At 37.4% G+C, this 23,533-nt stretch carries 18 protein-coding genes; 8 read left to right on the plus strand and 10 right to left on the minus strand.

Going from position 1 to position 23,533, the window contains the following annotated elements:
• Position 1: 1 nt before the first annotated feature.
• Both B0G92_RS14035 and B0G92_RS14040 read right to left on the minus strand, forming a co-directional pair.
• Positions 2-568 (minus strand): YdcF family protein, encoded by a 567-nt coding sequence (locus B0G92_RS14035; RefSeq protein ID WP_101472687.1) that lies wholly within the window; start codon positions 566-568, stop codon positions 2-4.
• A 41-nt stretch (positions 569-609) separates the two neighbouring features.
• The gene (locus B0G92_RS14040; RefSeq protein ID WP_143395049.1) at positions 610-1,116 is read right to left on the minus strand and encodes a hypothetical protein; all 507 of its coding nucleotides are present in this window, start codon (positions 1,114-1,116) and stop codon (positions 610-612) included.
• A 1,064-nt stretch (positions 1,117-2,180) separates the two neighbouring features.
• Here B0G92_RS14040 and B0G92_RS14045 point away from each other — a divergent pair.
• Positions 2,181-7,334 carry a GEVED domain-containing protein gene (locus B0G92_RS14045; RefSeq protein WP_101472689.1) on the plus strand — a complete coding sequence of 1,718 codons (5,154 nt, stop codon included), beginning with the start codon at positions 2,181-2,183 and terminating at the stop codon, positions 7,332-7,334.
• A gap of 244 nt (positions 7,335-7,578) precedes the next feature.
• Here the strand turns inward: B0G92_RS14045 and holA are convergent, their stop codons facing one another.
• The 3 genes from holA to B0G92_RS14065 all read right to left on the minus strand — a co-directional run bounded on the left by holA (position 7,579) and on the right by B0G92_RS14065 (position 10,155).
• Positions 7,579-8,583, minus strand: a complete 1,005-nt coding sequence (holA, locus tag B0G92_RS14050) for a DNA polymerase III subunit delta (RefSeq protein WP_101472690.1) — start codon at positions 8,581-8,583, stop codon at positions 7,579-7,581.
• Between the two features lie 223 nt (positions 8,584-8,806).
• Positions 8,807-9,214, minus strand: coding sequence for a hypothetical protein (locus B0G92_RS14055; RefSeq protein ID WP_143395050.1), 408 nt, complete (start codon positions 9,212-9,214; stop codon positions 8,807-8,809).
• 116 nt (positions 9,215-9,330) lie between these two features.
• Positions 9,331-10,155 carry a helix-turn-helix domain-containing protein gene (locus tag B0G92_RS14065; protein WP_101472693.1) on the minus strand — a complete coding sequence of 275 codons (825 nt, stop codon included), beginning with the start codon at positions 10,153-10,155 and terminating at the stop codon, positions 9,331-9,333.
• A gap of 258 nt (positions 10,156-10,413) precedes the next feature.
• Here B0G92_RS14065 and B0G92_RS14070 point away from each other — a divergent pair, with 258 nt between their 5' ends.
• The 4 genes from B0G92_RS14070 to B0G92_RS14085 all read left to right on the plus strand — a co-directional run bounded on the left by B0G92_RS14070 (position 10,414) and on the right by B0G92_RS14085 (position 13,570).
• Positions 10,414-11,172: a phosphatase PAP2 family protein gene (locus B0G92_RS14070; RefSeq protein ID WP_101472694.1), complete on the plus strand. Its 759-nt coding sequence runs from the start codon at positions 10,414-10,416 to the stop codon at positions 11,170-11,172.
• A gap of 25 nt (positions 11,173-11,197) precedes the next feature.
• The gene (locus B0G92_RS14075; RefSeq protein WP_056073165.1) at positions 11,198-11,641 is read left to right on the plus strand and encodes a type I restriction enzyme HsdR N-terminal domain-containing protein; all 444 of its coding nucleotides are present in this window, start codon (positions 11,198-11,200) and stop codon (positions 11,639-11,641) included.
• 18 nt (positions 11,642-11,659) lie between these two features.
• On the plus strand, positions 11,660-12,655 hold the full coding sequence (locus B0G92_RS14080; RefSeq protein WP_101472720.1) for a glycosyltransferase family 2 protein: 996 nt from the start codon (positions 11,660-11,662) through the stop codon (positions 12,653-12,655).
• A gap of 75 nt (positions 12,656-12,730) precedes the next feature.
• Positions 12,731-13,570: an OmpA family protein gene (locus B0G92_RS14085; RefSeq protein ID WP_101472695.1), complete on the plus strand. Its 840-nt coding sequence runs from the start codon at positions 12,731-12,733 to the stop codon at positions 13,568-13,570.
• A gap of 213 nt (positions 13,571-13,783) precedes the next feature.
• Here B0G92_RS14085 and B0G92_RS14090 read toward each other — a convergent pair whose 3' ends face one another.
• From B0G92_RS14090 to B0G92_RS14100, 3 genes are all read right to left on the minus strand, one after another.
• Complete coding sequence (locus B0G92_RS14090; RefSeq protein WP_056073159.1) at positions 13,784-14,404, minus strand: L-threonylcarbamoyladenylate synthase; 621 nt, start codon at positions 14,402-14,404, stop codon at positions 13,784-13,786.
• 129 nt (positions 14,405-14,533) lie between these two features.
• Positions 14,534-16,870, minus strand: coding sequence for an ATP-dependent helicase (locus tag B0G92_RS14095; RefSeq protein WP_101472696.1), 2,337 nt, complete (start codon positions 16,868-16,870; stop codon positions 14,534-14,536).
• Between the two features lie 108 nt (positions 16,871-16,978).
• Positions 16,979-18,313, minus strand: coding sequence for a peptide-N-glycosidase F-related protein (locus tag B0G92_RS14100; RefSeq protein ID WP_101472697.1), 1,335 nt, complete (start codon positions 18,311-18,313; stop codon positions 16,979-16,981).
• A 216-nt stretch (positions 18,314-18,529) separates the two neighbouring features.
• On the opposite strand from B0G92_RS14100, the gene B0G92_RS14105 reads away from it, so the two are divergent.
• Positions 18,530-19,051, plus strand: a complete 522-nt coding sequence (locus B0G92_RS14105) for a DUF7935 family protein (protein WP_056073153.1) — start codon at positions 18,530-18,532, stop codon at positions 19,049-19,051.
• 36 nt (positions 19,052-19,087) lie between these two features.
• Here B0G92_RS14105 and B0G92_RS14110 read toward each other — a convergent pair whose 3' ends face one another.
• Positions 19,088-19,984 (minus strand): patatin-like phospholipase family protein, encoded by an 897-nt coding sequence (locus tag B0G92_RS14110; protein WP_101472698.1) that lies wholly within the window; start codon positions 19,982-19,984, stop codon positions 19,088-19,090.
• Between the two features lie 66 nt (positions 19,985-20,050).
• Positions 20,051-22,120 (minus strand): M1 family metallopeptidase, encoded by a 2,070-nt coding sequence (locus B0G92_RS14115; protein ID WP_101472699.1) that lies wholly within the window; start codon positions 22,118-22,120, stop codon positions 20,051-20,053.
• A gap of 126 nt (positions 22,121-22,246) precedes the next feature.
• On the opposite strand from B0G92_RS14115, the gene B0G92_RS14120 reads away from it, so the two are divergent.
• The gene (locus B0G92_RS14120; RefSeq protein WP_101472700.1) at positions 22,247-22,750 is read left to right on the plus strand and encodes a hypothetical protein; all 504 of its coding nucleotides are present in this window, start codon (positions 22,247-22,249) and stop codon (positions 22,748-22,750) included.
• A 4-nt stretch (positions 22,751-22,754) separates the two neighbouring features.
• Positions 22,755-23,441, plus strand: coding sequence for an aspartyl/asparaginyl beta-hydroxylase domain-containing protein (locus B0G92_RS14125; protein WP_101472701.1), 687 nt, complete (start codon positions 22,755-22,757; stop codon positions 23,439-23,441).
• The last annotated feature ends 92 nt before the right edge of the window (positions 23,442-23,533 follow it).

The raw sequence follows: 23,533 nt of genomic DNA on the forward strand, positions 1-23,533 counted from the left end.
CTTATTTTAATCGGTCGTAATAATAAGCAAAAAATTCCCGGAATAGCGAATAAAAATCCCTGTACTCGGAATAATCAGGACTTACGCTGCTTACGTTTTCAAAACCTTCTTTCCTAAACAGCATTTTGGTTCTCGTCAGGTGAAAGTATTGGGAAACCACAATAACACTGTTGTAATGCAGACTATCTCTCATTTGAATTGCATTTGCTACAGTAGCTGTAGTATTATTGCCTTTATTGTCTACAATAATCAAAGAATACGGTATTCCTTTTTCTATCAGATATTCTTTCATTTTGTCACCTTCCAAAAAGCCTTCTTTTCCAAGTCCACCGCTAACAATAATCTTTTTTACGAGTCCATCTTTGTATAGCTTTAAACCGCATTCCATTCGTTTTTCCAACCGTTCAGACAAAGTACCATCTGTATTTACGGTTGTCCCTAAAATTACTGCTATATCAGCCGATTTCCCTTCGTCTTTATTTCCATCAATGATGGTGTAGATGATGTGTATGCTGAACCATAAAAAAAGAAGAATACTGAAAAATCTTATTATTTTTTTATAGTTCATGAGGTATATCAAATTATGAATAACTTATCCTTTCAGTTAGCTTATTTTTCATTCTTACTTTCATTTAAAAATCCCTCAAGAGCATTTAAATAATACGTTTCAATATCAATTATCCTTATAGAGTTAAATTCAAAATTTTCTTCTCCTAAAAATATGCCTTTTGTACTCAACTTATTTATTCTAAATGATTTTTCATTTATTTTAGTAATTACTCCAATAATACAATATTCACTACTTTCAAATTCAAATGCAACTAATTTTGAAGTATTTAAAAAGCTTGAAAGTAAACTTTGATAACTTTCAAGTAGTAAATCGGAAAAGGAATCGGATATTTCCTCATCATACCTCATCTTAATTATCTTATAATCAATCACTTCTTTAGATACTTCTACTACTTTCTTTATATATTTTTTATTAATAAAAGAATATCCGTCTAATACATAATCTACAAGATTATGATTCACTAAAACCCATTGATTTCCTTCTTTTATTTTAACACCTGTAATCAACTTTGGCCTTCTACTAATTTTTACGTCTATCAGTTCCATAATATATTTTTGAATCACTTTTTCTCTTAGCGTTTTTCTTATTTAAACCAGGTTTAAATCATTTTGGCAAGAAATCAAGTGCAAAAATAGAAGAATACTTAATGAGTTTGATGCTACTATAGGTTTAAAACACCTATACACGAATTATTTACTATTTTTTATAAACTACTGTAAAACCCTGCATCCTTTCTAAGAGAACAAAGTGCACACATACGTCAAACTCCAAAATACATTTATCGAATCATATCAATCAAATTCTCATTCATAACTGTCATATACTTTTTTCGTATTGCCTTATCTATAACAAAAAACAATCTTTGGCTTGTTATAATCAACTTATGAAAATGCATTAAATACTAAATACTAATTTTTTTTTAATAAGTGCCTCTGCAAGTTTCTTCATAAACTTTAGGTTTAGTTAATACAAAATAAAGCCCGGAGGCACTTTAAAAAACGTTCGATTAAAAATTCACAGTTATATATAATTACACACAGAATAGAATGAAGAATAAAAGAATATTAAGGTAAGAACAGCTGCTTGCGTAATTTTTTTCAGATTAGTTTATTTTGATTAACAGCAATTATAACTTATAAAAAATGAAGAGCAGCTTTCTTTAACTACTATAAAGTGCTTCCCTGCTTTTTCATGGTTTAGTTTTATGAATATGGGAAGTACTTTTTAAATAATTACGACCAAACACTTTGGAAGATAAAGACCTCTTATAATCAACAACGGGATTTACCATACGGGGGTATAGATTTAAATTTCGTTAGTTGGAGTCAAAATTATAAGAGTTCGGGCTAAGATGTTAAGGTTGCTCTCCGAACATTTTTCATAAAAAGATTTTAATCATCATAGTTTATTAAATGGAAAATTATTGCGTTATACAGAGTCAAAAAAATTGGAGAGCGCCTTACTTTTTAGCATAAGACTCAATGAAAAAGAAAAATACGCCATACGGATATGAGCCACATCATTCTGTTATGGCTTTTATATATACTAAAAATTTCAACAATATAGCGCTGTGATAGCGCCTGTTTAACTTTAATCAAATATACTTAGAATGAAAAATTTTACTCAACCCCATCGGAAGAAATTCCGAACCAAGCAATGGCTCACATTGCTGTATTGTATGGGCATGGGCATTTTTCTGTATGCCTACTCAGGACCAGAAATGCTACAGCCTCAAAAAACAACTGCTACAGCAGGTACACTAGCCTATTGTACACCAGCAGGAACAGGAACCAGCTACTTTATTAAGGACTTTACCACTACAGGTGGTTTTCTTAACATTATAAATACTAACTCCGGAATAGGAAGCGGAGGTTATTCAAATGCTACTACAAAAATTGTACGTCAGTCAGCCGGAGGTTCATTTGAATTTTCGGCAGTCTATAGCTCAGGAACTTATGGCTTAGCCATATGGATTGATTGGAATGGCAATACAACTTTTGAAGCTTCAGAAAGAATTTTTAACACAACATCATACGGATCTTCTGCTACAGGAACAATTACAATTCCAGCAGGTACTGCCAATGGTAGCTACCGTATGAGAGTCCTGGCTGACTTCAACAAGTCGAATCCGGACAATCCATGCGGTTTCAATTCAGGAAACGGCGAAGCAGAAGATTATACTTTAGAAGTTGGCGACCCGCCAACATGTATCCCGCCAACAGCTCTTGGTGCCGGAAACGTTACATTTAATTCAGCTCAACTTTCATGGATGAGTGAAGGATTCCTATTCGATGTAGAATACGGTCCTTCAGGTTTTGCATTAGGTAGCGGTACACTTGCTTCATCTGTGGCAAATCCGTATACTCCTGGCGGACTTACAGCAAATACGATGTATCAGTTTTATGTACGTACTGATTGTGGAGGCGGCGATAAAAGCATATGGTCTGGCCCATATAGCTTTTATACAGGCTATTGTCTTCCGGTTGCTACCTCTACAAGTTACTTTATAAAAGATTTTGTAACAACAGGTGGAATAAGCAATATCAACAATACTAATTCCGGTATTGGAGCAGGCGGTTATACCAACAATTCTGGCAACGCTTCTATGAAAGTAAGTTACTTCGAAGGTGGCTCAGTCAACTTCAGTGCAGTTTACAGTGGTGGTTCCGGTTTTGCTATTTGGGTAGACTGGAACAATAACATGTCATTCGACACTGATGAAAGAGTATTCAATACTACGGCGTATGGTTCTTCGTCTACAGGAAGTATTGCCGTTCCTGCCGGAACTCCTGTGGGTAACTACAGAATGAGAATCCGCATGGATTATAATAACAACAACCCTTCTGATGCCTGCGGATTCAACTCAGGTAACGGAGAAGCAGAAGATTATACTTTTGAAGTAATACCAACACCTTCTTGCTTGCCTCCAACAGACCTTGGAGCAGGAAATGTGACCTTTACATCGGCACAATTTTCCTGGTTGGGCGACGGGACTGTATTTGACGTAGAATATGGACCTGCAGGATTTACCAGAGGTACAGGAATTATGGCTTCTTCTGTTGGAAACCCATATGATGTTACAGCACTGACTCCTGAAACTTCCTACGAATACTATGTGCGTAAAAGTTGCGGAGCAGAAAACAAAAGTGCGTGGGCAGGACCTTTCCGCTTCTATACAGGCTACTGTGTTCCGACTGCAACATCTACAAGCTATTTAATAAAAGATTTTACTACTACGGGTGCAATCACCAATATCAATAACGTAAATTCAGGTATTGGAACTGGTGGTTATTCAAACCATACTACGATGAAGGTAAGACACTACGAAACCGGAGTTGTTAACTTTAGCGCAGCTTACAGCGGCAGTTCAGGTTTCGCAATGTGGATTGACTGGAACAAAAACATGGCTTTTGATGCCGACGAAAGGGTATATAATACGACTTCCTATGGCTCATCTTCAACAGGAAGCTTTACTATTCCTGCCGGAACGCCTGTTGGCGAATACCGCTTAAGAATCCGTATGGATTATAACAATAGTAATCCTTCAAATGCATGTTCGTTTAACTCCGGAAATGGAGAAGCAGAAGACTATACTCTTGAAGTAGTTACACCTCCAACATGTATGCCTCCAACAGAATTAGGAGCTGGAAATATAGTATATACAACAGCACAATTTTCATGGACGAGCGAAGGAACCGTATTTGACGTTGAATATGGACCTGCAGGTTTCACGCAAGGAACCGGAACTATCGTTTCTTCTGTTGCTAATCCATACAATGCTACAGGATTAACACCAGATACTGCATACCACTACTATGTGCGTAGAGATTGCGGTGCGGGCGATAAGAGTCCATGGGCAGGACCTTTCCGTTTCTTTACCGGGCCATGTAAGCCTGTGGCAAATACGACAAGTTATTTTGTAAAGAACTTTACAACAACTGGCGGCTTTATAAACATCAACAATCTGAATACAGGTTTTGGTACCGGAGGTTACTCCAACTATACAGCCATGAAAGTACAACAATTTACAGGCGGAACTGTAAACTTTAGCGCTGCATACAGCAGCGGTTCCGGATTTTCAATCTGGATTGACTGGAACAACAACATGACCTTTGAGGCTTCGGAAAAAGTATTCAACACTACAGCCTATGGTTCAGCTGCTACCGGAACTATTACTGTTCCTGCTGGCACACCTCTGGGCAACTACAGAATGAGAATAATGATGGATAACAATACAAGTAATCCAAACAACCCTTGTGAATTTGTTGAATATGAAGATTGGGATTGGGGTGATGTATACTATAGCGGTGAGGCAGAAGACTATACTTTTGAAGTAACTACTCCTCCAAGCTGTATGCCTCCAACAGAATTGGGTGCCGGAAATATGACTTTTACAACGGCACAGCTTTCCTGGATGGGTGAAGGAACCGTATTTGATGTGGAATATGGTCCTACAGGTTTCACGCAAGGAACAGGAACACTAATGTCTTCTGTAGGAAATCCTTATGATGCTACAGGATTAACATCAGATACTAATTATCAATACTATGTGCGTAGAGATTGTGGTTCCGGAGATAAGAGTCCATGGGCTGGACCATTTAGTTTCAGAACCGGATACTGTCTTCCTGCTGCTACATCTACTTCTTACTTTATCAGAGATTTCTCTACTACAGAAGGATATGTAAATATTAGCAATACAGGTACTGCAATAGGAACCGGAGGTTATTCCAACTTCTCAACCTTAAAAGTACAGCAATCTGAAGGCAGAACAATCAATTTTAGCGCAGCATACAGCGGTGGTTCCGGTTTTGCTATCTGGGTAGATTGGAACAAAAACATGGCTTTTGATACTGACGAAAGAGTATTCAATACTACAGCGTATGGTGCATCATCTACAGGAACCATTACTGTTCCCGCCGGAACTCCAATAGGAAGCTACAGAATGAGAATCCGTATGGACTACAACAACAGCAGTCCTTCAGACGCTTGTGGATTTAATTCAGGAAATGGAGAAGCAGAAGATTATACACTTGAAGTAATTGCTGTGCCATCTTGTATACCTCCAACAAATCTAAACATTGCAAGTATGACTCCAACAACGGCACTTCTTGCCTGGACGAGCGACGGAACATTGTTTGATGTTGAATACGGACCAAATGGATTTACACAAGGCACAGGAACTACACGTACCGGTGTAACAAGCCCATACAGTGTTACAGATTTAACTGCAGATACTGCTTACCAGTTCTATGTGCGTAAAGACTGTGGTTCCGGAGACAAGAGCCTTTGGGCTGGACCATTCCGTTTCACAACGGCATATTGTACGCCAACCGCTACCTCAACAAGCTACTATATTAATAGCTTTACAACTACCGGTGGTGCGACAAACATCAGCAATACAAATACAAGTATAGGAACAGGCGGTTATTCCAACCACACTACTATGAAAGTACAACAATATGAAGGTGCTTCTGTAGATTTCAGTGCGGCTTATAGCAGTGGTTCCGGTTTTGCTATCTGGATTGACTGGAACAACAACATGACTTTTGAAGCTTCTGAAAGAGTATTCAACACTACTGCATATGGTGCTGCTGCTACTGGAACTATTACTGTTCCGGCGTTGACACCTGTAGGAAACTACAGAATGAGAATCCGTATGGATTTTAATAACAACAGTCCATCTGATGCTTGTTCGTTTAATTCAGGAAATGGTGAAGCAGAAGATTATACTTTTGAAGTTATCACTCCACCATCCTGCCCTGCTCCAACAGGAGGAACAGCCGGAAATCTTACAATTGCAACTGCACAGCTATCATGGGTAAGTGCCGGAACTTTGTTTGACGTTGAATATGGACCTAGAGGATTTACACAAGGTGCAGGAACTATGGCTTCGGGAGTACCTAACCAACACACCATTTCAGGACTTTCAGCCAATACTGCTTATCAATTCTATGTACGCAGAGATTGTGGTTCCGGAGACAAGAGCACATGGGCTGGACCATTTGCATTCAGAACTGCTTGCGGAACACAAACAGTTCCTTATCTGATTGATTTTGAAGATGCAACTACGCCTGCATTGCCAGCTTGTACTTCAAGTCAAAATGCCGGAACGGGTAACAATTGGAAAACAGACAATATCAACAGAGGTGGATTCAACTCTAAAGTACTGAATTACAGCTATAACTCTTCTAATCCGGCCAATGCATGGTTCTATAGTAATGGTGTACAACTGGAAGCGGGAACTAACTATACGCTGAAATTCCAATATGCTAACAGCGGTAATACTACTTATGTAGAAAGTGTGAAAGTTAACATCGGAACTGCTGCAGATTTTAATGCGATGACAAGGAATTTAGCTGATTATCCGTCTATTGTAAACGACTCTCAGTTAGAATCGTCTACTACTTTTACAGTAGAAACCAGCGGTATATATTATATTGGTTTCAATGCTTATTCAATCACAAACAGGGCTCAGATTTATATTGACAATATCTCTCTTGATGTGGCTTTATCTAATCCTGATTTTGATGCGACATCCTTTAAGGCATATCCAAACCCGGTTAAAAATATCCTGAATCTGTCTTATGACAAAAACATCAGCGATGTTGCCGTATTCAACCTTATCGGACAGCAAGTTATGACAAGAACAATAAACAATGACAAAGGACAAATTGATATGTCTGGTCTGCCGGCCGGTACTTACATGGTTAAAGTAACTGCTGATAATGCCGTGAAGACTATCAAGATAATCAAACAAGATTAATAATTGGATTAAGTTTAGGTTTCTTTTAAATCGGGCATATAGCAGATAGAGATAGAAATAGGGCTTCTTGTTCTATATATGCCCAAATTATTAAGATCGCGGTGGTAGTAGATCTTAATGCCCAGAAGCACTCCAGGAAAACCTGGAGTGTTTTTTTTATTAAGAGGTAATATTTTCCTAATTGAGTAAAAAAAATGCGCACTTTAAAAAGTACGCATCAATTATAAATCATTAATTTCTTCTTTTAACTGAAAATATTTGCCAGCATTTCTTTCATCAAATCACCGGGCGGCAACCCATTGGCTCCAACTCCCTTACTTTTAACATCAATATCCCGAAGAGAAGCAACAATTTGGCTTACTTTTTTCATTGGGTAATTTTTAATAGCCACATCATATTCCTTCACAAAAAAAGGGTTAATACCTAAAGCAGAAGCAACGCTTTTTGGGCTGCGATCTTTCAAACCGTGGTATTTGAGCAATTGGACAAAAAAACCAAAAGTCTGTCCTACTGTTAACACCAATGGGTTGTCTTTCGGATTGTCTGCAAAATATTGTGCTATCTGATAGGCTTTTTTTATGTTACGCTCGCCAATCGCCTTACGGAGTTCAAATACATTAAAATCCTTGCTGAAACCAATATTTTCTTCAATCACTTCCGGTGTTATGGTACTACCTTGTGGTAAAATAATGGCTAATTTATCCAATTCATTGGCTATTTTACTTAAGTCTGTACCTAAAAAATCAACCAACATTGCCGCGGCTTTAGGCTCAATATTTAATTTTTTTCCGGCCAACACCCGTTTTAGCCAGTCGCCTACCTGATTTTCATACAGTTTCTTGCTTTCATATACAAGACCGGTCTTATCTAAAAACTTGGTCAGTTTCTTTCTTTTGTCTAGTGTTTTATATTTATAGGCAATGACCAGCACCGTCGTAGGCATCGGATTTTCAGCATAACTTTCCAGTTTGTCAATGCTTCGCGAAAGTTCCTGTGCTTCCCTTACAATAACTACCTGCCGCTCTGCCATCATAGGATAACGTTTTGCCGTAGAAACTATATCGTCAACAGACACGTCCCTTCCATAAAGCACGGTCTGGTTAAAACCTTTCTCATCTTCAGAAAGAAGGTTTGCTTCCATATATTCCGTAAGCTTATCGATATAATAAGGCTCCTCGCCCATCAGGAAATAAATTGGCTTAATGTTTCCTGCCTTAATATCATTGACAATTTTTACAACCTCATCCACTGCTTTTATATTTGGTATTTATCAAAACCCAAAAATAAGGCTTTAATAGCAGAACTATCAAAAAAAATACAAAAGCTCACATTATTTGTATTTGAGTTTTTTTTGGGGTTAGACCTATTCTCAAATCCTTTTAATGATTATATAAAAAAAGAACTTATTGCCAAAACAGCAATAAGTCCCAAATCCATGACAGTGTAGGTAGCTGCCAGTTAAAATGATGATATTATCTGAGGTTGTGCTGTATACGTGCGGTCAGAATTGTCCCTGTAACCGTCTCCTCTTTTTTTAAAACACCATCTACAAATACCTGTACTTTCAAAGTAGAAGCAGCATCTACTCCTACTCCATTCGCTGTAAAATTTGCTACACTCGCATTTTCCGGTAAAGCAATTTCCGGACTTGTCCAGGTGGTTACGCCCAGGCCCGATACTGTAGTCAGCCTGGAATCATAACCATACAAAAGATGGCTGAGTGTTGAACCTGAAGAAGTTTCCGCTTTCAAAACCAATGTATGTGTTGAAGCATTTGGCACATCTTCCGAACCTCCATCATCCTTGGAACATGCTGTATAAGCAATCGATATCATGGTCACAATAAACAAACTAGTAATTTTCTTTTTCCTTGTTTTCATAGTTACAGTAATGATTTTAATCGTTAAAGATTTATTTCAGATTATCTCTGGGTTAAAACAAAAATCTTTTTCAAAATTAAAATCAGAAATGCGAACAGAATTGTATCAGAACGACATCAGGCCAATTCTTCAATATAAATAAAGGAGGCACTTTCAGAACCCAGGCTGGATTGCTTGACAAATTCATAAGGAGAAAGGCCGGAAAATAATTTAAAATCTTTTATAAAATGAGACTGATCTGAATACTCAAGATCATAGGCCAACTGGGTAAGGCTCCCATAATCTGCCAACGACAGGGCCGGTAATGACTTTTCAAATTTTGCAACCCTGGCAAATTTTCGGGCAGATACACCAACATTTTGTTTAAACCTGCGTTGCAGCTGCCGTTCTGAAATCTGATAGTGAGAAGCAATTGTTGCCAGATTTTTTTCATTATCCAAACGATCTGCCCAATTTCCAAGGAAAAGATGGTCAATAACCACATCTCCTTTTGATTTCGATGTTCTTTTATAAAAATATTCGCTGAGTATCGAAACTCTTTCAAGGTGATTTTTAGCGTTTAATAATAAAACTGGGATTTCAGTCTTGTCCAGGAGCTGGATATCAGGCGTCTGATTGGTCAGTTCAGCAGCATTTATACCAAAAAGGAAATGTAAGGCATGCGGTTGGAAACTTACCCCAAAATGAGAAAAATGACTCTCCCAATAAGCATCAGTTGGCTGAGTATCTACGCCACTTAAATAACATATAGGCTTTATAGTGCCTTGAGCGTCTTTAATAGGCGAAAATGAACAAATATCCTGAAAAACAAGTCGTGGATAACGGTCAGCAAAAGAACGGATATGCAAAGCTTCTGTAGCCGATGTGCAAACATCATAACTCCAGAAATAACGTATCCAGTTTTTAAGGGCCGGATGTACGGGATATTGCTTATAATTCATAGTCCTGAATCCTCATTGCTTACAAATTGGCAGAATACAATTAATACATCAATGCTTCAATATTCTTCTAAATATTGCTTATTTGTTACATTCTACATCCTATTTCAATGCCAAATGTACAAATATTTAAGATTTAAAAATAGCAGGCAAAAAAGTTCATAAACCCAATCCTTAAGATTTGATTAAAGTAGCTACAGCCTTTCAATTAAAATTCTCCCGTTGCGTTAAATCTGAAAGTAACCTTCATAATCTTAAATTATGTCTAAAAAAATCGTGCTATTATGTATTGTCTGCAATGCAATAGCGACTTATGCCCAACAAAACGTAACAGATTCTATCCCGGTCTTAAAACCAGACAGCCTGAAATTTAACTACAAATCCTTAATTATACCGGGAGCCCTTATAGGATATGGTGTTATTGGACTAGAAAGCGACTGGCTCAAAGGATTCAACTCTGAAATCAAAGAAGAAGTTAATGAAGATATTGATAAAAAAATAACCATAGATGACTTTACACAATATGCCCCTTTTGTATCTGTGTATGGTTTAAATGCTTTAGGAATCAAAGGAAAACACAACTTCAAAGACCGTTCTATTATTTTAGGTACATCTTATCTGCTAATGAGCGGAACAGTATTAAGCCTCAAAGGCATCACCAAGGTTGAAAGGCCTGATGGAAGTTCCAACAATTCTTTTCCTTCCGGACATACGGCTACTGCCTTTGCCGGGGCTGAATTTTTATGGCAGGAATATAAAGATGTCTCCATATGGTATGGCATCACAGGTTATGCAATAGCTACAGGAACCGGGCTATTCCGTATTTACAACGATCGTCACTGGCTTACTGATGTTGCTGCCGGAGCCGGAATAGGAATCCTCAGTACCAAAGTAGCTTATTGGCTGCATCCTTACATCAAAAGAACATTTTTTGGAGAAAAAGAAACCAAATCTACAGTAATGATGGCTCCATTCTATAATGGGAAACAGTTGGGATGTGGATTCGTAATGAATTTTTAAACCAGAATTTTGTTACTTTGCATTCATGCAGCAACTCAATTTCAACTCCTATGATTTTCGGTTTAGGAATACAGAAGGACGGATTTCCATATTTGACGAAATCCGAAAAAAGTTTATTATCCTGACACCGGAAGAATGGGTTCGTCAAAACGTAGTACAATACCTGCTGCAGGAAAAAAAATATCCGAAATCGTATATTAACGTAGAAAAAGTCATCAAAATTAACGGACTTGTAAAACGTTATGACGTAGTAGTCTTCCAACCCAATGGCAAATTATTTCTGTTAGTAGAATGCAAATCAACAGATATTGTCATAAACCAAACCACCTTCGACCAGATTGCCCGTTATAATATGGTACTGGAGTCGGAATATTTAATGGTAACAAATGGACTCAATCATTATTTTTGCCAGATGGATTACCAAAACGAAAAATATAATTTTCTAAAAGAACTTCCTGCTTTCAATTAGATGAAGCAAACAACAGTCATGAAAAAAACAGCAATCGTCATACTCAACTGGAACGGAAAAAAACTGCTTGAGGAATTTCTGCCTTCCGTTGTGCAATTCTCTTCCGAGGCCACTATTTATGTAGCTGATAATGCCTCATCAGACGATTCTGTTACTTTTATAAAAAATACTTTCCCGTCTGTCAAAATTATTCAAAATACAGACAACTTTGGTTTTGCCAAAGGTTACAATCAGGCACTCCGATTTGTAGAAGAAGAATATTATGCCCTGGTGAATTCTGATATTGAAGTAACTGAAAATTGGTTGACACCGGTAATCGATTTGTTTGACAGCGAACCCGAAACAGCTATCATCCAGCCCAAAATATTAGACTACAAAAACAAGCAAATGTTTGAATATGCCGGTGCCGGTGGCGGATTTATTGACAAATACGGTTTCCCTTTTTGCAGAGGAAGAATATTCCAGACATTGGAAAAAGATAAGGGTCAATACAATGATAGTATTGATATCTTTTGGGCTTCCGGTGCCTGCTTTTTTATACGTAAAGAAATCTACAGAAACTTAGATGGCTTTGATGAAGACTTTTTTGCCCATCAGGAAGAAATTGATCTTTGCTGGCGTGCTTTCAATCAAAATTTAAAAGTAAAATATTGTGGAAAATCTACAGTATATCATGTGGGCGGTGCGACTTTAAAAGATTCAAATCCGCATAAAACATTCCTTAATTTCCGCAATTCGCTTTGGATGATGCTCAAAAATCTGCCAAAAAATAAGCTCTTCCCTGTCCTTTTCCTACGCCTTGCGCAAGATGGGCTTGCCGGAATTAAATTTATGACGGAAGGTAAGTTCTCCCATCTTTGGGCAATCCTCAAAGCTCATTTTTATTTTTATTTAAAATTTTTCAGATTCTTAAACAAAAGAGAATCAAAACAATACAACAATTACTACAAAATTAAGAGTATTACCTATTACTATTTCGTCAAAAAAGGCAAGGTTTTTGAAAACAAATTTTAACAATAGTTTATACTTGTTAAACTTGAAACCCTATTTTTAATCCTTAAATTTGTTAAAATTTTAAAACCGAAACCTATGAAAAAAGTCATTTTTATACTTTCGATTGCAGCATTCACGCTGACTTCGTGTGGTTCAAAAAAGAAGATTGCTGAATTAGAAGCTAAAAACAAAGAAATTCAAGACTTACTAAACACTGCCACAGTAAAATTGAATACCTGCTTGACAGAGAGAGACGCATTGGCGCATCAAATCGATTTCCTGAAAAAGAACAATTCTGATTTGATCAACAATATGGGGAACCTGACTACCTTGTCTTCAAAAGGAGCTGAAAATCTTGAAAAATCATTAGAGAGCCTGAAAGAAAAAGACTTAAAAATTACACGTCTTCAGGATGCTTTAACGAAAAAAGACTCTGTAACATTGGCTTTGGTAACCAGTTTAAAAAGTTCTGTTGGTATCAGCGATCCGGACATTCAGGTTAACGTTGAAAAAGGAGTGGTTTTCATTTCTATTGCAGACAAGCTTCTTTTCAAAAGCGGTAGCTATGTTGTAAGTGACAGGGCTAAAGAAGTATTGGCTAAAGTAGCTAAAGTAGTAAACAGCAAGCCTGATTTTGAATGTATGGTTGAAGGACACACTGATAATGTTCCTTACAAATCAAACGGAATTTTGCTTGATAACTGGGATTTGAGTGTAAAACGTTCTACATCAATCATCCGTGTATTACAGGAATTGAACGTAAACCCAAAACAATTGATTGCTGCGGGAAGAAGCGAATACATTCCATTAGTTGATAATAATTCAGCTGAAAACAGATCAATCAACAGAAGAACCAGAATTGTGGTATTGCCAAAAATCGACCAGTTCTATGATATGATCGAAAAAGAAATGAAAAATATGACGGCAAAACAATAAGCCATCAGAATAAAGAATAAATGAAAAAGCAGGCCCAAAAGCCTGCTTTTTATGTATCCCTAATTTTTTTTATTAATAACCAATTAAATATTTAAATTAAGAATAGCATATGGTATAAATCGTTATCACTAGTAGGATTCTTAATAATTGGTACTGCTAATTTAGGAATTATTTATCGCAACAGCCAAAATTTTGCGAAAAAACTCACACAGATTATAAAATATCTATACTTCCTTTCCCTTCTCTGACTACTACAGGTTCGCTTCCGGATAAATCAATTATGGTAGAAGCCTGATTATCGCCATAACCCCCATCAATCACCACATCCACAATATTTTGCCATTTCTCAAAAATCAATTCCGGATCGGTGGTATATTCTATCACATCATCATCATCATGAATAGATGTAGACACAATCGGGTTTCCTAACTGTTTTACAATTTCAAGTGCAATTGAATTATCAGGCACACGAATACCTACTGTATTCTTTTTCTTGAATTCCTTTGGAAGATTGTTATTTCCCGGAAGGATAAAAGTATACGGTCCCGGCAATGCCCTTTTCAATAATTTGAATGTAGAAGTATCGATCTGTTTCACATAATCAGAAAGGTTGCTCAAATCATGGCAGACAAATGAGAAATTAGCCTTTTCCAGTTTGATACCTTTGATTTTGGCAATGCGTTCCAATGCTTTTGTATTGGTAATGTCACATCCGAGTCCGTAAACCGTATCCGTTGGATAAATCACCAATCCTCCATCCCGAAGTACTTTGACCACTTTCGCGATTTCTTTTTCATTCGGATTTTGAGGGTATATTTTTATAAACTGAGCCATATGCTGTCATTTTATATTTAAAGTTAGTGATTTTGGGAACTTAAATACTTTGCGAGAAACTATTTCATGCAAAGCCCGCAAGGACACAAAGTTTATCTTGAAACAAATAGCTTCGTATCTTATTTAAAGTTACGACAATATGTCAAGTCTTGCAAAACGAAGCAATAATTTCTTAATTCCTCCTACTTCAAATTTGATTTCTGCTTTTTTGTCTGCTCCGGCACCTTCAATATTCAGCACCTGCCCTTTTCCAAAACGTTCGTGCATCACAATATTGCCAACATTCAATTTAGTATCTGATGCTGAACTACCTGAACTTGTTGGCGGATTAGAAGCAACAGGTTTTAACTTTCGAATATTCAGATTAGGTGAAGGTTCGTCATCATCGTATCTTTTTGGTGGTGTGCCATTAACCGGTTTTGACAACCTCAGCTTTGATTTGTCTACATCACCGAAAATATCCATGTCAATCATCGGCTTGTAACGATAATTGCTTTCTGTAGGGGTTAGATATTCTAAATATTCGCCCTTAATTTCATCTATAAATCGTGATGGTTCAGAATCCATTAATTTTCCCCAGCGATAACGTGACTGGGCATAGGTCAGGTAAGCCTGGTGTTCTGCTCTGGTGAGTGCCACATAAAAAAGTCTTCTTTCTTCTTCCAATTCGCTTCGTGTGCTGACACTCATTGCACTCGGAAACAGGTCTTCTTCCATTCCCACAATAAAAACATACGGAAATTCAAGCCCTTTAGCCAGGTGAATGGTCATTAAAGCTACACGGTCATCGTCTCCCGTATCTTTATCCAAATCGGTTGCGAGGGCAACATCTTCCAAAAACTCTGACAATGCTCCTCTTGCCCCATCAACTTCTTTCTGACCTTCAATAAAATCTTTGATACCATTCAGCAATTCTTCAATATTTTCAAGCCTTGCAATACCTTCCGGCGTACCATCTTTCTTCAGTTCCTGAATCAGTCCGGTTTTTTTGGTTACATGCTCCGCCAGATAAAATGCGTCATGGTTCTGGTCGATGACCTGGAAGCTCTTAATCATTGTGACAAAATCCTGTATCCTTGACTTCGTTCCCGAGTTCAATTTAAGATCGATCTTGTCGATATGTTCCATTACTTCAAAAATCGAACGCTTGTAATGATTTGCTGCAATTGTCAGTTTTTCAACAGTCGTATCTCCTATTCCTCTGGCCGGATAATTAATCACACGTACCAGTGCTTCTTCGTCCTTTGGATTGATAACCAACCTCAGGTAACAAAGTACGTCCTTGATTTCCTTTCTTTGATAGAATGACAGCCCTCCATAAATCCTGTAAGGAATATCACGTTTTCTGAGAGCATCTTCCATAGCACGTGACTGCGCATTCGTACGGTACAAAATGGCAAACTGCCCGTTCATCATTTGAAGCTGCATCTTTTTTTCAAAAATCTCACTGGCAACAAATCTTCCTTCTTCACCATCTGTAAGGCTTCGGTGTACTTTTATCCTTGGCCCGTCAGCATTGGCAGTCCAAACCACCTTATCCAGTTTTGTTTTGTTCTTGTCAATAATAGAATTCGCCGCTTCTACAATATTTTTTGAGGAACGGTAATTCTGTTCCAAACGGTAGGTTTTTACTCCGTCATAATCCTTCTGGAAATTTAGGATATTGTTAATATTGGCTCCGCGGAAAGCATAAATACTCTGTGCATCATCTCCAACAACACAGATATTCTGGAACCTATCTGATAAGGCACGTACAATCAAATATTGAGAATGGTTGGTATCCTGATACTCATCAACCAGAATATAACGAAAACGATCCTGATATTTTGCCAGAACATCCGGAAAACGAGTCAACAATTCATTCGTTTTCAATAGCAAATCGTCAAAATCCATAGCACCGGCTTTAAAACAACGGTCCACATAATTTTGGTAGATTTCACCCAGACGCGGTTTTTTTGACATGGCATCCTGCTCCTGCAATTCCGGATTATTAAAATAAGCCTTGACAGTTATCAAGCTGTTTTTATAAGATGAAATCCGTCCCAATACCTGTTTTGGCTTGTAAACATCTTTATCCAACTGCATTTCCTTGATAATGGCACCTATTAACCTTACGGAATCCTGAGAATCGTAAATTGTAAAGTTAGAAGGATAACCAAGCTTGTCCGCTTCTGAACGTAAAATTCTTGCAAAAACAGAGTGGAAAGTTCCCATCCAAAGGTTCTTTGCCTCACTCGATCCCACTATATCGGCAATACGCTTTTTCATTTCACGTGCTGCCTTGTTCGTAAACGTGAGGGCCAGGATATTAAAAGCATCAACACCCTGATGCATCAGATACGCAATACGAATGGTCAATACTCTTGTCTTCCCAGAACCTGCTCCTGCAATAATAATCATTGGCCCGTCTTTCTGAAGGACAGGCGCCTGTTGAGCTTCATTAAGCTGGCTTATATAATGCTGCATTTTTATTCTTTTTCTCTTGCAAAAATACGCATTTAGATTGTAGAAAAATAATTGGATTTTTGAAGAAAAACAGCAGGTTGTATGTCAATAATAATTATCCTGTTTTGTCTATAGCTTTACGATTTTTTGAGTAGCAATTTCATCATTCATAAATTCTATTCTAACAAGGTAGGTTCCCTGGGCAACCCTTGAAAGGTCTATCGTTTTACTAGTTCCTCTTGCTATTTCTTGTCCTAACAGGCTAAAAACAGCATAGCCCTTCACCTCCTGATTCGTTTCTATTGCCACCACATTTCTTGTCGGGTTTGGCAAGAGGCTATAGACATTGGACTCAAACTTTTTAATATCAAGAGCCTGTCCTGTTCCCTGCAGATATAATGAAACAGGAAAATCTCCCTGACCATTCGCAAAAACAGCCTCCGGCACTTCAATCTTGAATGAGTGCTGCCCGGCATTCAGGTTGCCTACAGAAATCTCCCTGATTGGAATAATAGAACCCGGACACCAGTTACTAAAAGACTGCCATTGCGCCTCCGTTCTTGGTGCTGGCCCATAAATCCCATTACCTTGTGTATTATAAATTCTATAAGGCTCACAAGTGGGTTCTCCGGGACGATAAGTCAATACAGGAGTACCATCAAATGTGATATAATGCAATCTTCTATTGTATTCCTCTCCTCCACTGTTAGCACCATGATTTGAAGTTATCAGATAAAATTTTGCATCTGTGATAGGATTAGGAATATTAAAATTTATAGTCCTTACGGTCTGGCCTACGACATCCGTCGCATTTTCATTATAATTATTCAAATATTTCTTAAAATTCAATGGCAGTAAAAAAGCAGGTAATGAAGTTGTTGGTGTCCCATCTGAGACAAGCTTCAATGTACCAAAAAACACATCATTTCTACCAGAACATCCGGCAACCTCAGTATTTGCAGCATACGGAACTCCAAAAACTTCCAGTTCCATCCAAAAATCATAAGATGCATTTAAACCGGGATCATTTAATATTTGTGACAGATTATCTACAGTAAAAGTATATGGAACTTCATCCGGCAATCTGTTTTTATTCATAAAAGGAGTAATAAACCGGCCTAATTCTATTCGTCGTACGTTATCGGGGTTATAACTCACCAATCCTTTGGGAGCCAAAACAAGATTCACATTTCCTATACGGTCATAATTATCACATGCCGCTTTAATAGTTACCTCAATAGTCATGGAAGATCCATAAGGCACCTGTAATCCTCCATTAATTCTTTTGGCATACAAATCATTTCTATGGCGAATAACACCATTGGGAGTCGGAAAATTTACGACTGTGGCATATCCGTCATAAAATAAAATCTCATCAAAAACAGTAAGTACATTTTGGGCTTGAACTTTTATTCCGGATAACGTCAATAATCCGAAAGTTAAAAACAGTAGCGTTTTTTTCATAAATTAATTTATTTTTAAATTCAAGTTATATTATTCAAGATAAAATTACAAATATTTATATTAAAAACATTTTTATAACAATTCAAAATTAAATACTAATTAACTTAACCTCTACGTTACCAAACTATACACTATCAACTATACACTATCAACTAATAAATAAACTATCAACTATACTTAATTTATTCTATTTTTGTTTTCTTTAAATAAAATTCTATGGACACAACCAAAATAATTGAGCTATTAAGCTATACCTTACCCGCAGTAATAACCGGTGGCGTAGCTTTTTACTTTTTTAAACTACACACAAAAAACGAAGAAGGACGCCGCAGATATTTAATACAAAGAGATGCACAAAAAAGTGCCCTTCCAATCCGATTACAGGCTTATGAAAGAATGGCCCTGTTTTTAGAAAGAATCAACCCATCCAACCTGTTAATTCGTATTGCTCCAAATTCAAGTGACAAAATGGACTATCAAAATCTGGTTGTCATGCATATTGAAAATGAATTTGAACACAATCTTACACAACAAATCTATCTGTCAGACGAGTGCTGGACTATCATCACAACTGCAAAAAATGCCACAATCCAGATGATTCGAAAAGCAGCTTTAAATCCTGAAGTCGATACTGCCAATAAATTACGGGAAGCGGTGCTAAATGAACTGCTGGAAAAACAATCCCCTAGCAATAATGCATTAGCCTATATAAAAGACGAAGTCGGCGGACTTTGGTAAAAATAAAAAAGCCTCAAAATTTGAGGCTTTTTTATTTTATATCTGGCTCATGGTTTCGCTCTTATTCTTAGCATATTCATAGCCCTGATGCCACCAGTCGAGCATGATTTTCTTATTAAAAACCAATGGGTTATCCGTCAGCTTCGTAGGCGTATAATAAAAGTTAAGCTTGACATTCTTAGCTGCCGCTGCCAACCTCCCAATGATAATATCTTTGCGTTCTACCTGGTCAATAATTGTCCCAAACAAATCAATTGTGAGCGAGAATGGATTTTTTCCGATTACTTTTTCTGCCGTATTATGTTCCGTTTCCAACACGATTACATCTACTTCGGTTGCTCCCCGATTAATTGCTTCCTGTATTGGGATAACATTAGATATTCCACCATCGGCATATTCAAACCTGTTTTTAGTCACAAGACTCATAAACGGAATATAATTACAGGATATCCATATCCATTCGCAGAAATCTTCATAACAGCAATCTAATATGGATTTATATTCTACACAGTTTTTAGTGATATTCGTAACTGCTACAATAATTTCTTTTGAAGAACTTTGCAATTGGTCAAATTCTTCTTTGGAAAAATTATCTTCGATATAGCTCTTAAGGCTTTTACTTTCGCCAAAAGTACGCTTGCCTTTCATAAACTGCATAATCACATTAAAGTGATTGATAGTAATCACCTCCTGATTTTTCTTGTGTTTGATGATAAAAGGATTGACACTGAAAATTTTGTCCATGTCAACATTCGTATACAGCTTGAATATTTTATCTTCCTTATTCAAGGCCAGATGTGGAATCAAAAGACTACCGGTCGAAGAGCCTATAAATAAATCGTAGTTGATATTTTTTTCCTTGATAAGATATTGGGCTACACCGCCGGCAAATGCCCCTTTGCTCCCGCCGCCCGAAATGACTAATGCTCGCATAAATCTGCAATGATTTTTCTCTAAAAATAATGCTATTCTATCAAATTGAGACGAACTTTAACAATCCTATGGATTTAACAATTTTTCCAAAATAGCTTTCTCATTATCCGGCAATGATGGCAGAAGTTCTAAATAGTATAATCTGTAGCGTTCTTTTTTGGTCAGTTCCCGTATTTTATCTCTTGCAAATTTGGAAAACTGCCATTTGTGATGGGTCAGCGGATTGACAAGCGCTTTTAAAACATTTGTGTCATTCCCATTTATATACAAAAGATTGGTTATGGCATTCTGTCGAATTGAACTCTCATAATCAGGTGAAGTATAATCTAAGAGTTCATCATAATAAGCAGGTTTGTGTTCAGGTTCAAAATCTTTTGTTGCCAGGGCCATTGTGAGCCATAGGATTCTAAGATTTTTATCATTCATGCCAATCCAGTTACGGGATTTGTCAAGATATTTGGCACGGTCATCCGGAAACTGTGACCATAAAACATTTAAGGCAATTTCTTTTGTCACATACGATTTGTCATCCAAAAAAGTTTCAAAATCAGGCCTGAATGATTCCGGAAACTGGTTGAGTGTTTTTGCTACAGCCTGCCTTACTTTAATATTGTTTGACTGCATGGCCTGTCTGATAATAGGTTCCTTTTCAGAAAAATCTACAGATTGTAACTGAAAAAGTATTTCTTCCTTTACCGGATAATAGACATCAGATACTATTGTTTCCGCAAAGACCTGCTGTTTCTCCGCCAAAGGCTTTTCTGCCATTGAAAGTACATTTAAATATTGTTCAATGAATTTATTTTTCTTCAATATTCCTAAAGCTTCTGCTACTTCAAATCCGGATTGTTCAAGCCAAACCTGTTGGAATTTCCTGGTATCATAATTAGAGACAGCATTAATTTCTGCTAAAAAATTAGCCGTACTGACATTTTTAAATGCATATTTTTCAAGGTACTTTTTAACGGCCTTGTTAAAGTTTTTTGCGCCTATATTTTCTCTTAGTACATGCAAGGCCCAGGCTCCTTTTTGATAGAATGTTAGAGAACTTGCTTTTTCATTTAGCAGCGGAATCGTATCAGTTTTAGAGGCCTGTTGCAGCCTTTCGGCGATTTCATAAAGCTGCCAGTTAAAATGGTCTTCTCCAAACAGCTCTCTTTCTGCCAGTAGAGCATAATAGGTTGCAAATCCTTCCTGCAGCCAATGATGCTTTCCTGAAGTGGCCGTAATTAAGTCTCCAAACCATTGATGGGCCAGTTCGTGGGCATTTACGTTAATATAATTCCTATCATTATAACCTATTTCGTCCACCACATAATCCTCAGAAAAAATAGTGGCTGTCGTATTTTCCATTCCGCCATACAAAAAATCTCTTACAGGAACCTGACGGTAAATTCCCCATGGATATCTGACTCCTATTTCTTTCTCAAGAAAGTCAAAAATAGCCTTGTTGTATTTGTAGGTATATTCAAATTTTGAAGCATCTTCTTTAGAAAGGTACATTTCCAAAGGCGTACCGGAGGCAGTCGTTTCGGTTTGTTTTGCAAATTTTCCAATAGCAAGCATGACTAGATAGGAACTCATGGGCTTTTCCATCTGGTACTCCCATTGTTTTTCATTTCCTTTATCCGACACGCTTTTTAATTTTCCATTAGACAAGACTTCAAAATCTTTGTCGTATGAAATACTCAATCCAAAGACGACTTTTTCATTTACTTCGTCAAAACTCGGTAGCCAATGGCTGGTATATTTCCCTTGTCCCTGTGTCCATATTTGAAGGTGTTCCTTTTCTCCTATAAAATACAATGTCTGCTTCGGAAAGGCTTCATACTCAAATGTCAGCGTATTTTTCCCTTTCTTAAAGCCTTTGTAGAGCTGCAATTCTTTACCTGAATTTTTAAATTCCGTAACGGCATTGTTAACCTTCAGATTTGAAAAAGCCATATTCCTGGCATCAATACGGATAGTGTCAATGGCTGAAAGTACTTCAAAGGTATAGGTCACTTGTCCCGATATTTTTTTATGGGATGGATCTAAAGCAAGCGTAGCATTTAAGGTTTTAAAATCAACCTTTTGGAACTGCTGTGAAAAAAGACAAGAAGGAACAAGAAGGAAAGTATATAGTAATCGTCTCATTTTAAAAATATCTTGATTTCAAAGTTACGAAGGTTTCAGAAACAATTGCTGTTCCTTTCTGAAGAACTTTTTTGATTCGGATTGCGATGGATTTGCTATATTGTATCGCAAAAACCTATCATAATTATGGTTGATAAAAATCCTGATTTGCAAAAAACAGTTCAATTCCTGGAGGGAATTGGTATACCGGTTACTGAAAAAAAACTGGATGACAGTACTTTCCTTCCCGGATTGGCTTTGGGTCCCGGAGTTATCTATGTCGATTACGAAAAGCTAAAATATCCCGGCGACCTGTTACACGAAGCAGGGCATCTGGCTGTTGCTACCCCCGCAGAAAGAAATGTTGCAGGAACCCAACAAATGGCTCCGGAATGGCCCACACAGGGAGAAGAAATCGCAGCCATGCTTTGGTCTTATGCCGCTGTAAAACATATAGAACTGCCTGTAGAATTTGTATTTCATCCTAATGGCTATAAGGATAATTCTGAGTGGCTGATTTCTAATTTCGACAGTGAGAATTATATCGGATTGCCATTGCTGGAATGGGCAGGTTTGGCTTATAGAAAAGAACGTGCCCTAAAAGAAGGAAAGCAGGCTTTTCCTGTAATGACAAAATGGTTAAGAGAATAGCACCATGGAAAATTTAGTACGCTCCATAAAATTCCCATTGTTTTTTGATACCGAAAGGCTTAAAAACGACCTTAGTAAAATTATTGATAAAAATTGGACAGCCCATTATAATGCCAGGGATTATACAGGCGAATGGACTTCCATAGCCCTAATGTCTGAAAGTGGAAAATCAGACCAGATTTATGCCTCGCCCGTTTCTGAAAAACTGGTACCTACTGAAATTTTAAATTCCTGTACCTATTTCCAAGAAATCCTTGATAGTTTACTATTTGAAAAAACAGCTGTCCGTTTATTACGACTGGCTGTTGGTGCCGAAGTGAAACCACACAGCGACAATTGTCTTGGTTATGAAGATGGCTGTTTTAGATTGCATATCCCGGTAATTACCAACAGCGAAGTCGAATTTATTTTGGATGGAAACCGGTTAGTGATGAATGAAGGCGAATGTTGGTATATTGACGCTAATTTTACGCATTCTGTTGCCAATCGTGGCAATGCAGACCGCATTCATTTAGTTATTGACGGATTAAGAAATGCATGGACGGACGAATTATTCTTCAAAGAAGCCAAACCTGACGGATTTATAAAACCGGAAGCCACCATAAGTGACGAACAAAAAAGACTGATGATAGCCGAACTGCAACGCATGAATACGCCTGCCGCCTTAGAACTATTAAAAACTCTGGAATAAGCTAAAAGAAAGAAAGAAAGAAAGAACTATCCCACTTCTCCATCTTTGCAACTCTGCGCCTTTGCGAGAGAAAATTGCACGCAAAGGCGCAG

Source organism: Flavobacterium lindanitolerans, assembly GCF_002846575.1.
Classification (GTDB): Bacteria; Bacteroidota; Bacteroidia; order Flavobacteriales; family Flavobacteriaceae; genus Flavobacterium; species Flavobacterium lindanitolerans.

Excerpts from the sequence above, each read along its gene's own strand:
- B0G92_RS14105 (WP_056073153.1), top strand. The coding sequence starts at position 18,530 with ATGGACACAACCAAAATAATTGAGCTATTAAGCTATACCTTACCCGCA.
- B0G92_RS14080 (WP_101472720.1), top strand. The coding sequence starts at position 11,660 with ATGAAAAAAACAGCAATCGTCATACTCAACTGGAACGGAAAAAAACTG.
- B0G92_RS14045 (WP_101472689.1), top strand. The coding sequence starts at position 2,181 with ATGAAAAATTTTACTCAACCCCATCGGAAGAAATTCCGAACCAAGCAA.
- B0G92_RS14075 (WP_056073165.1), top strand. The coding sequence starts at position 11,198 with ATGCAGCAACTCAATTTCAACTCCTATGATTTTCGGTTTAGGAATACA.
- B0G92_RS14070 (WP_101472694.1), top strand. The coding sequence starts at position 10,414 with ATGTCTAAAAAAATCGTGCTATTATGTATTGTCTGCAATGCAATAGCG.
- B0G92_RS14125 (WP_101472701.1), top strand. The coding sequence starts at position 22,755 with ATGGAAAATTTAGTACGCTCCATAAAATTCCCATTGTTTTTTGATACC.
- B0G92_RS14040 (WP_143395049.1), bottom strand. The coding sequence starts at position 1,116 with ATGGAACTGATAGACGTAAAAATTAGTAGAAGGCCAAAGTTGATTACA.
- B0G92_RS14065 (WP_101472693.1), bottom strand. The coding sequence starts at position 10,155 with ATGAATTATAAGCAATATCCCGTACATCCGGCCCTTAAAAACTGGATA.
- B0G92_RS14110 (WP_101472698.1), bottom strand. The coding sequence starts at position 19,984 with ATGCGAGCATTAGTCATTTCGGGCGGCGGGAGCAAAGGGGCATTTGCC.
- B0G92_RS14090 (WP_056073159.1), bottom strand. The coding sequence starts at position 14,404 with ATGGCTCAGTTTATAAAAATATACCCTCAAAATCCGAATGAAAAAGAA.
- B0G92_RS14035 (WP_101472687.1), bottom strand. The coding sequence starts at position 568 with ATGAACTATAAAAAAATAATAAGATTTTTCAGTATTCTTCTTTTTTTA.
- B0G92_RS14055 (WP_143395050.1), bottom strand. The coding sequence starts at position 9,214 with ATGAAAACAAGGAAAAAGAAAATTACTAGTTTGTTTATTGTGACCATG.
- B0G92_RS14115 (WP_101472699.1), bottom strand. The coding sequence starts at position 22,120 with ATGAGACGATTACTATATACTTTCCTTCTTGTTCCTTCTTGTCTTTTT.
- B0G92_RS14100 (WP_101472697.1), bottom strand. The coding sequence starts at position 18,313 with ATGAAAAAAACGCTACTGTTTTTAACTTTCGGATTATTGACGTTATCC.
- B0G92_RS14120 (WP_101472700.1), top strand. The coding sequence starts at position 22,247 with ATGGTTGATAAAAATCCTGATTTGCAAAAAACAGTTCAATTCCTGGAG.
- B0G92_RS14095 (WP_101472696.1), bottom strand. The coding sequence starts at position 16,870 with ATGCAGCATTATATAAGCCAGCTTAATGAAGCTCAACAGGCGCCTGTC.
- B0G92_RS14085 (WP_101472695.1), top strand. The coding sequence starts at position 12,731 with ATGAAAAAAGTCATTTTTATACTTTCGATTGCAGCATTCACGCTGACT.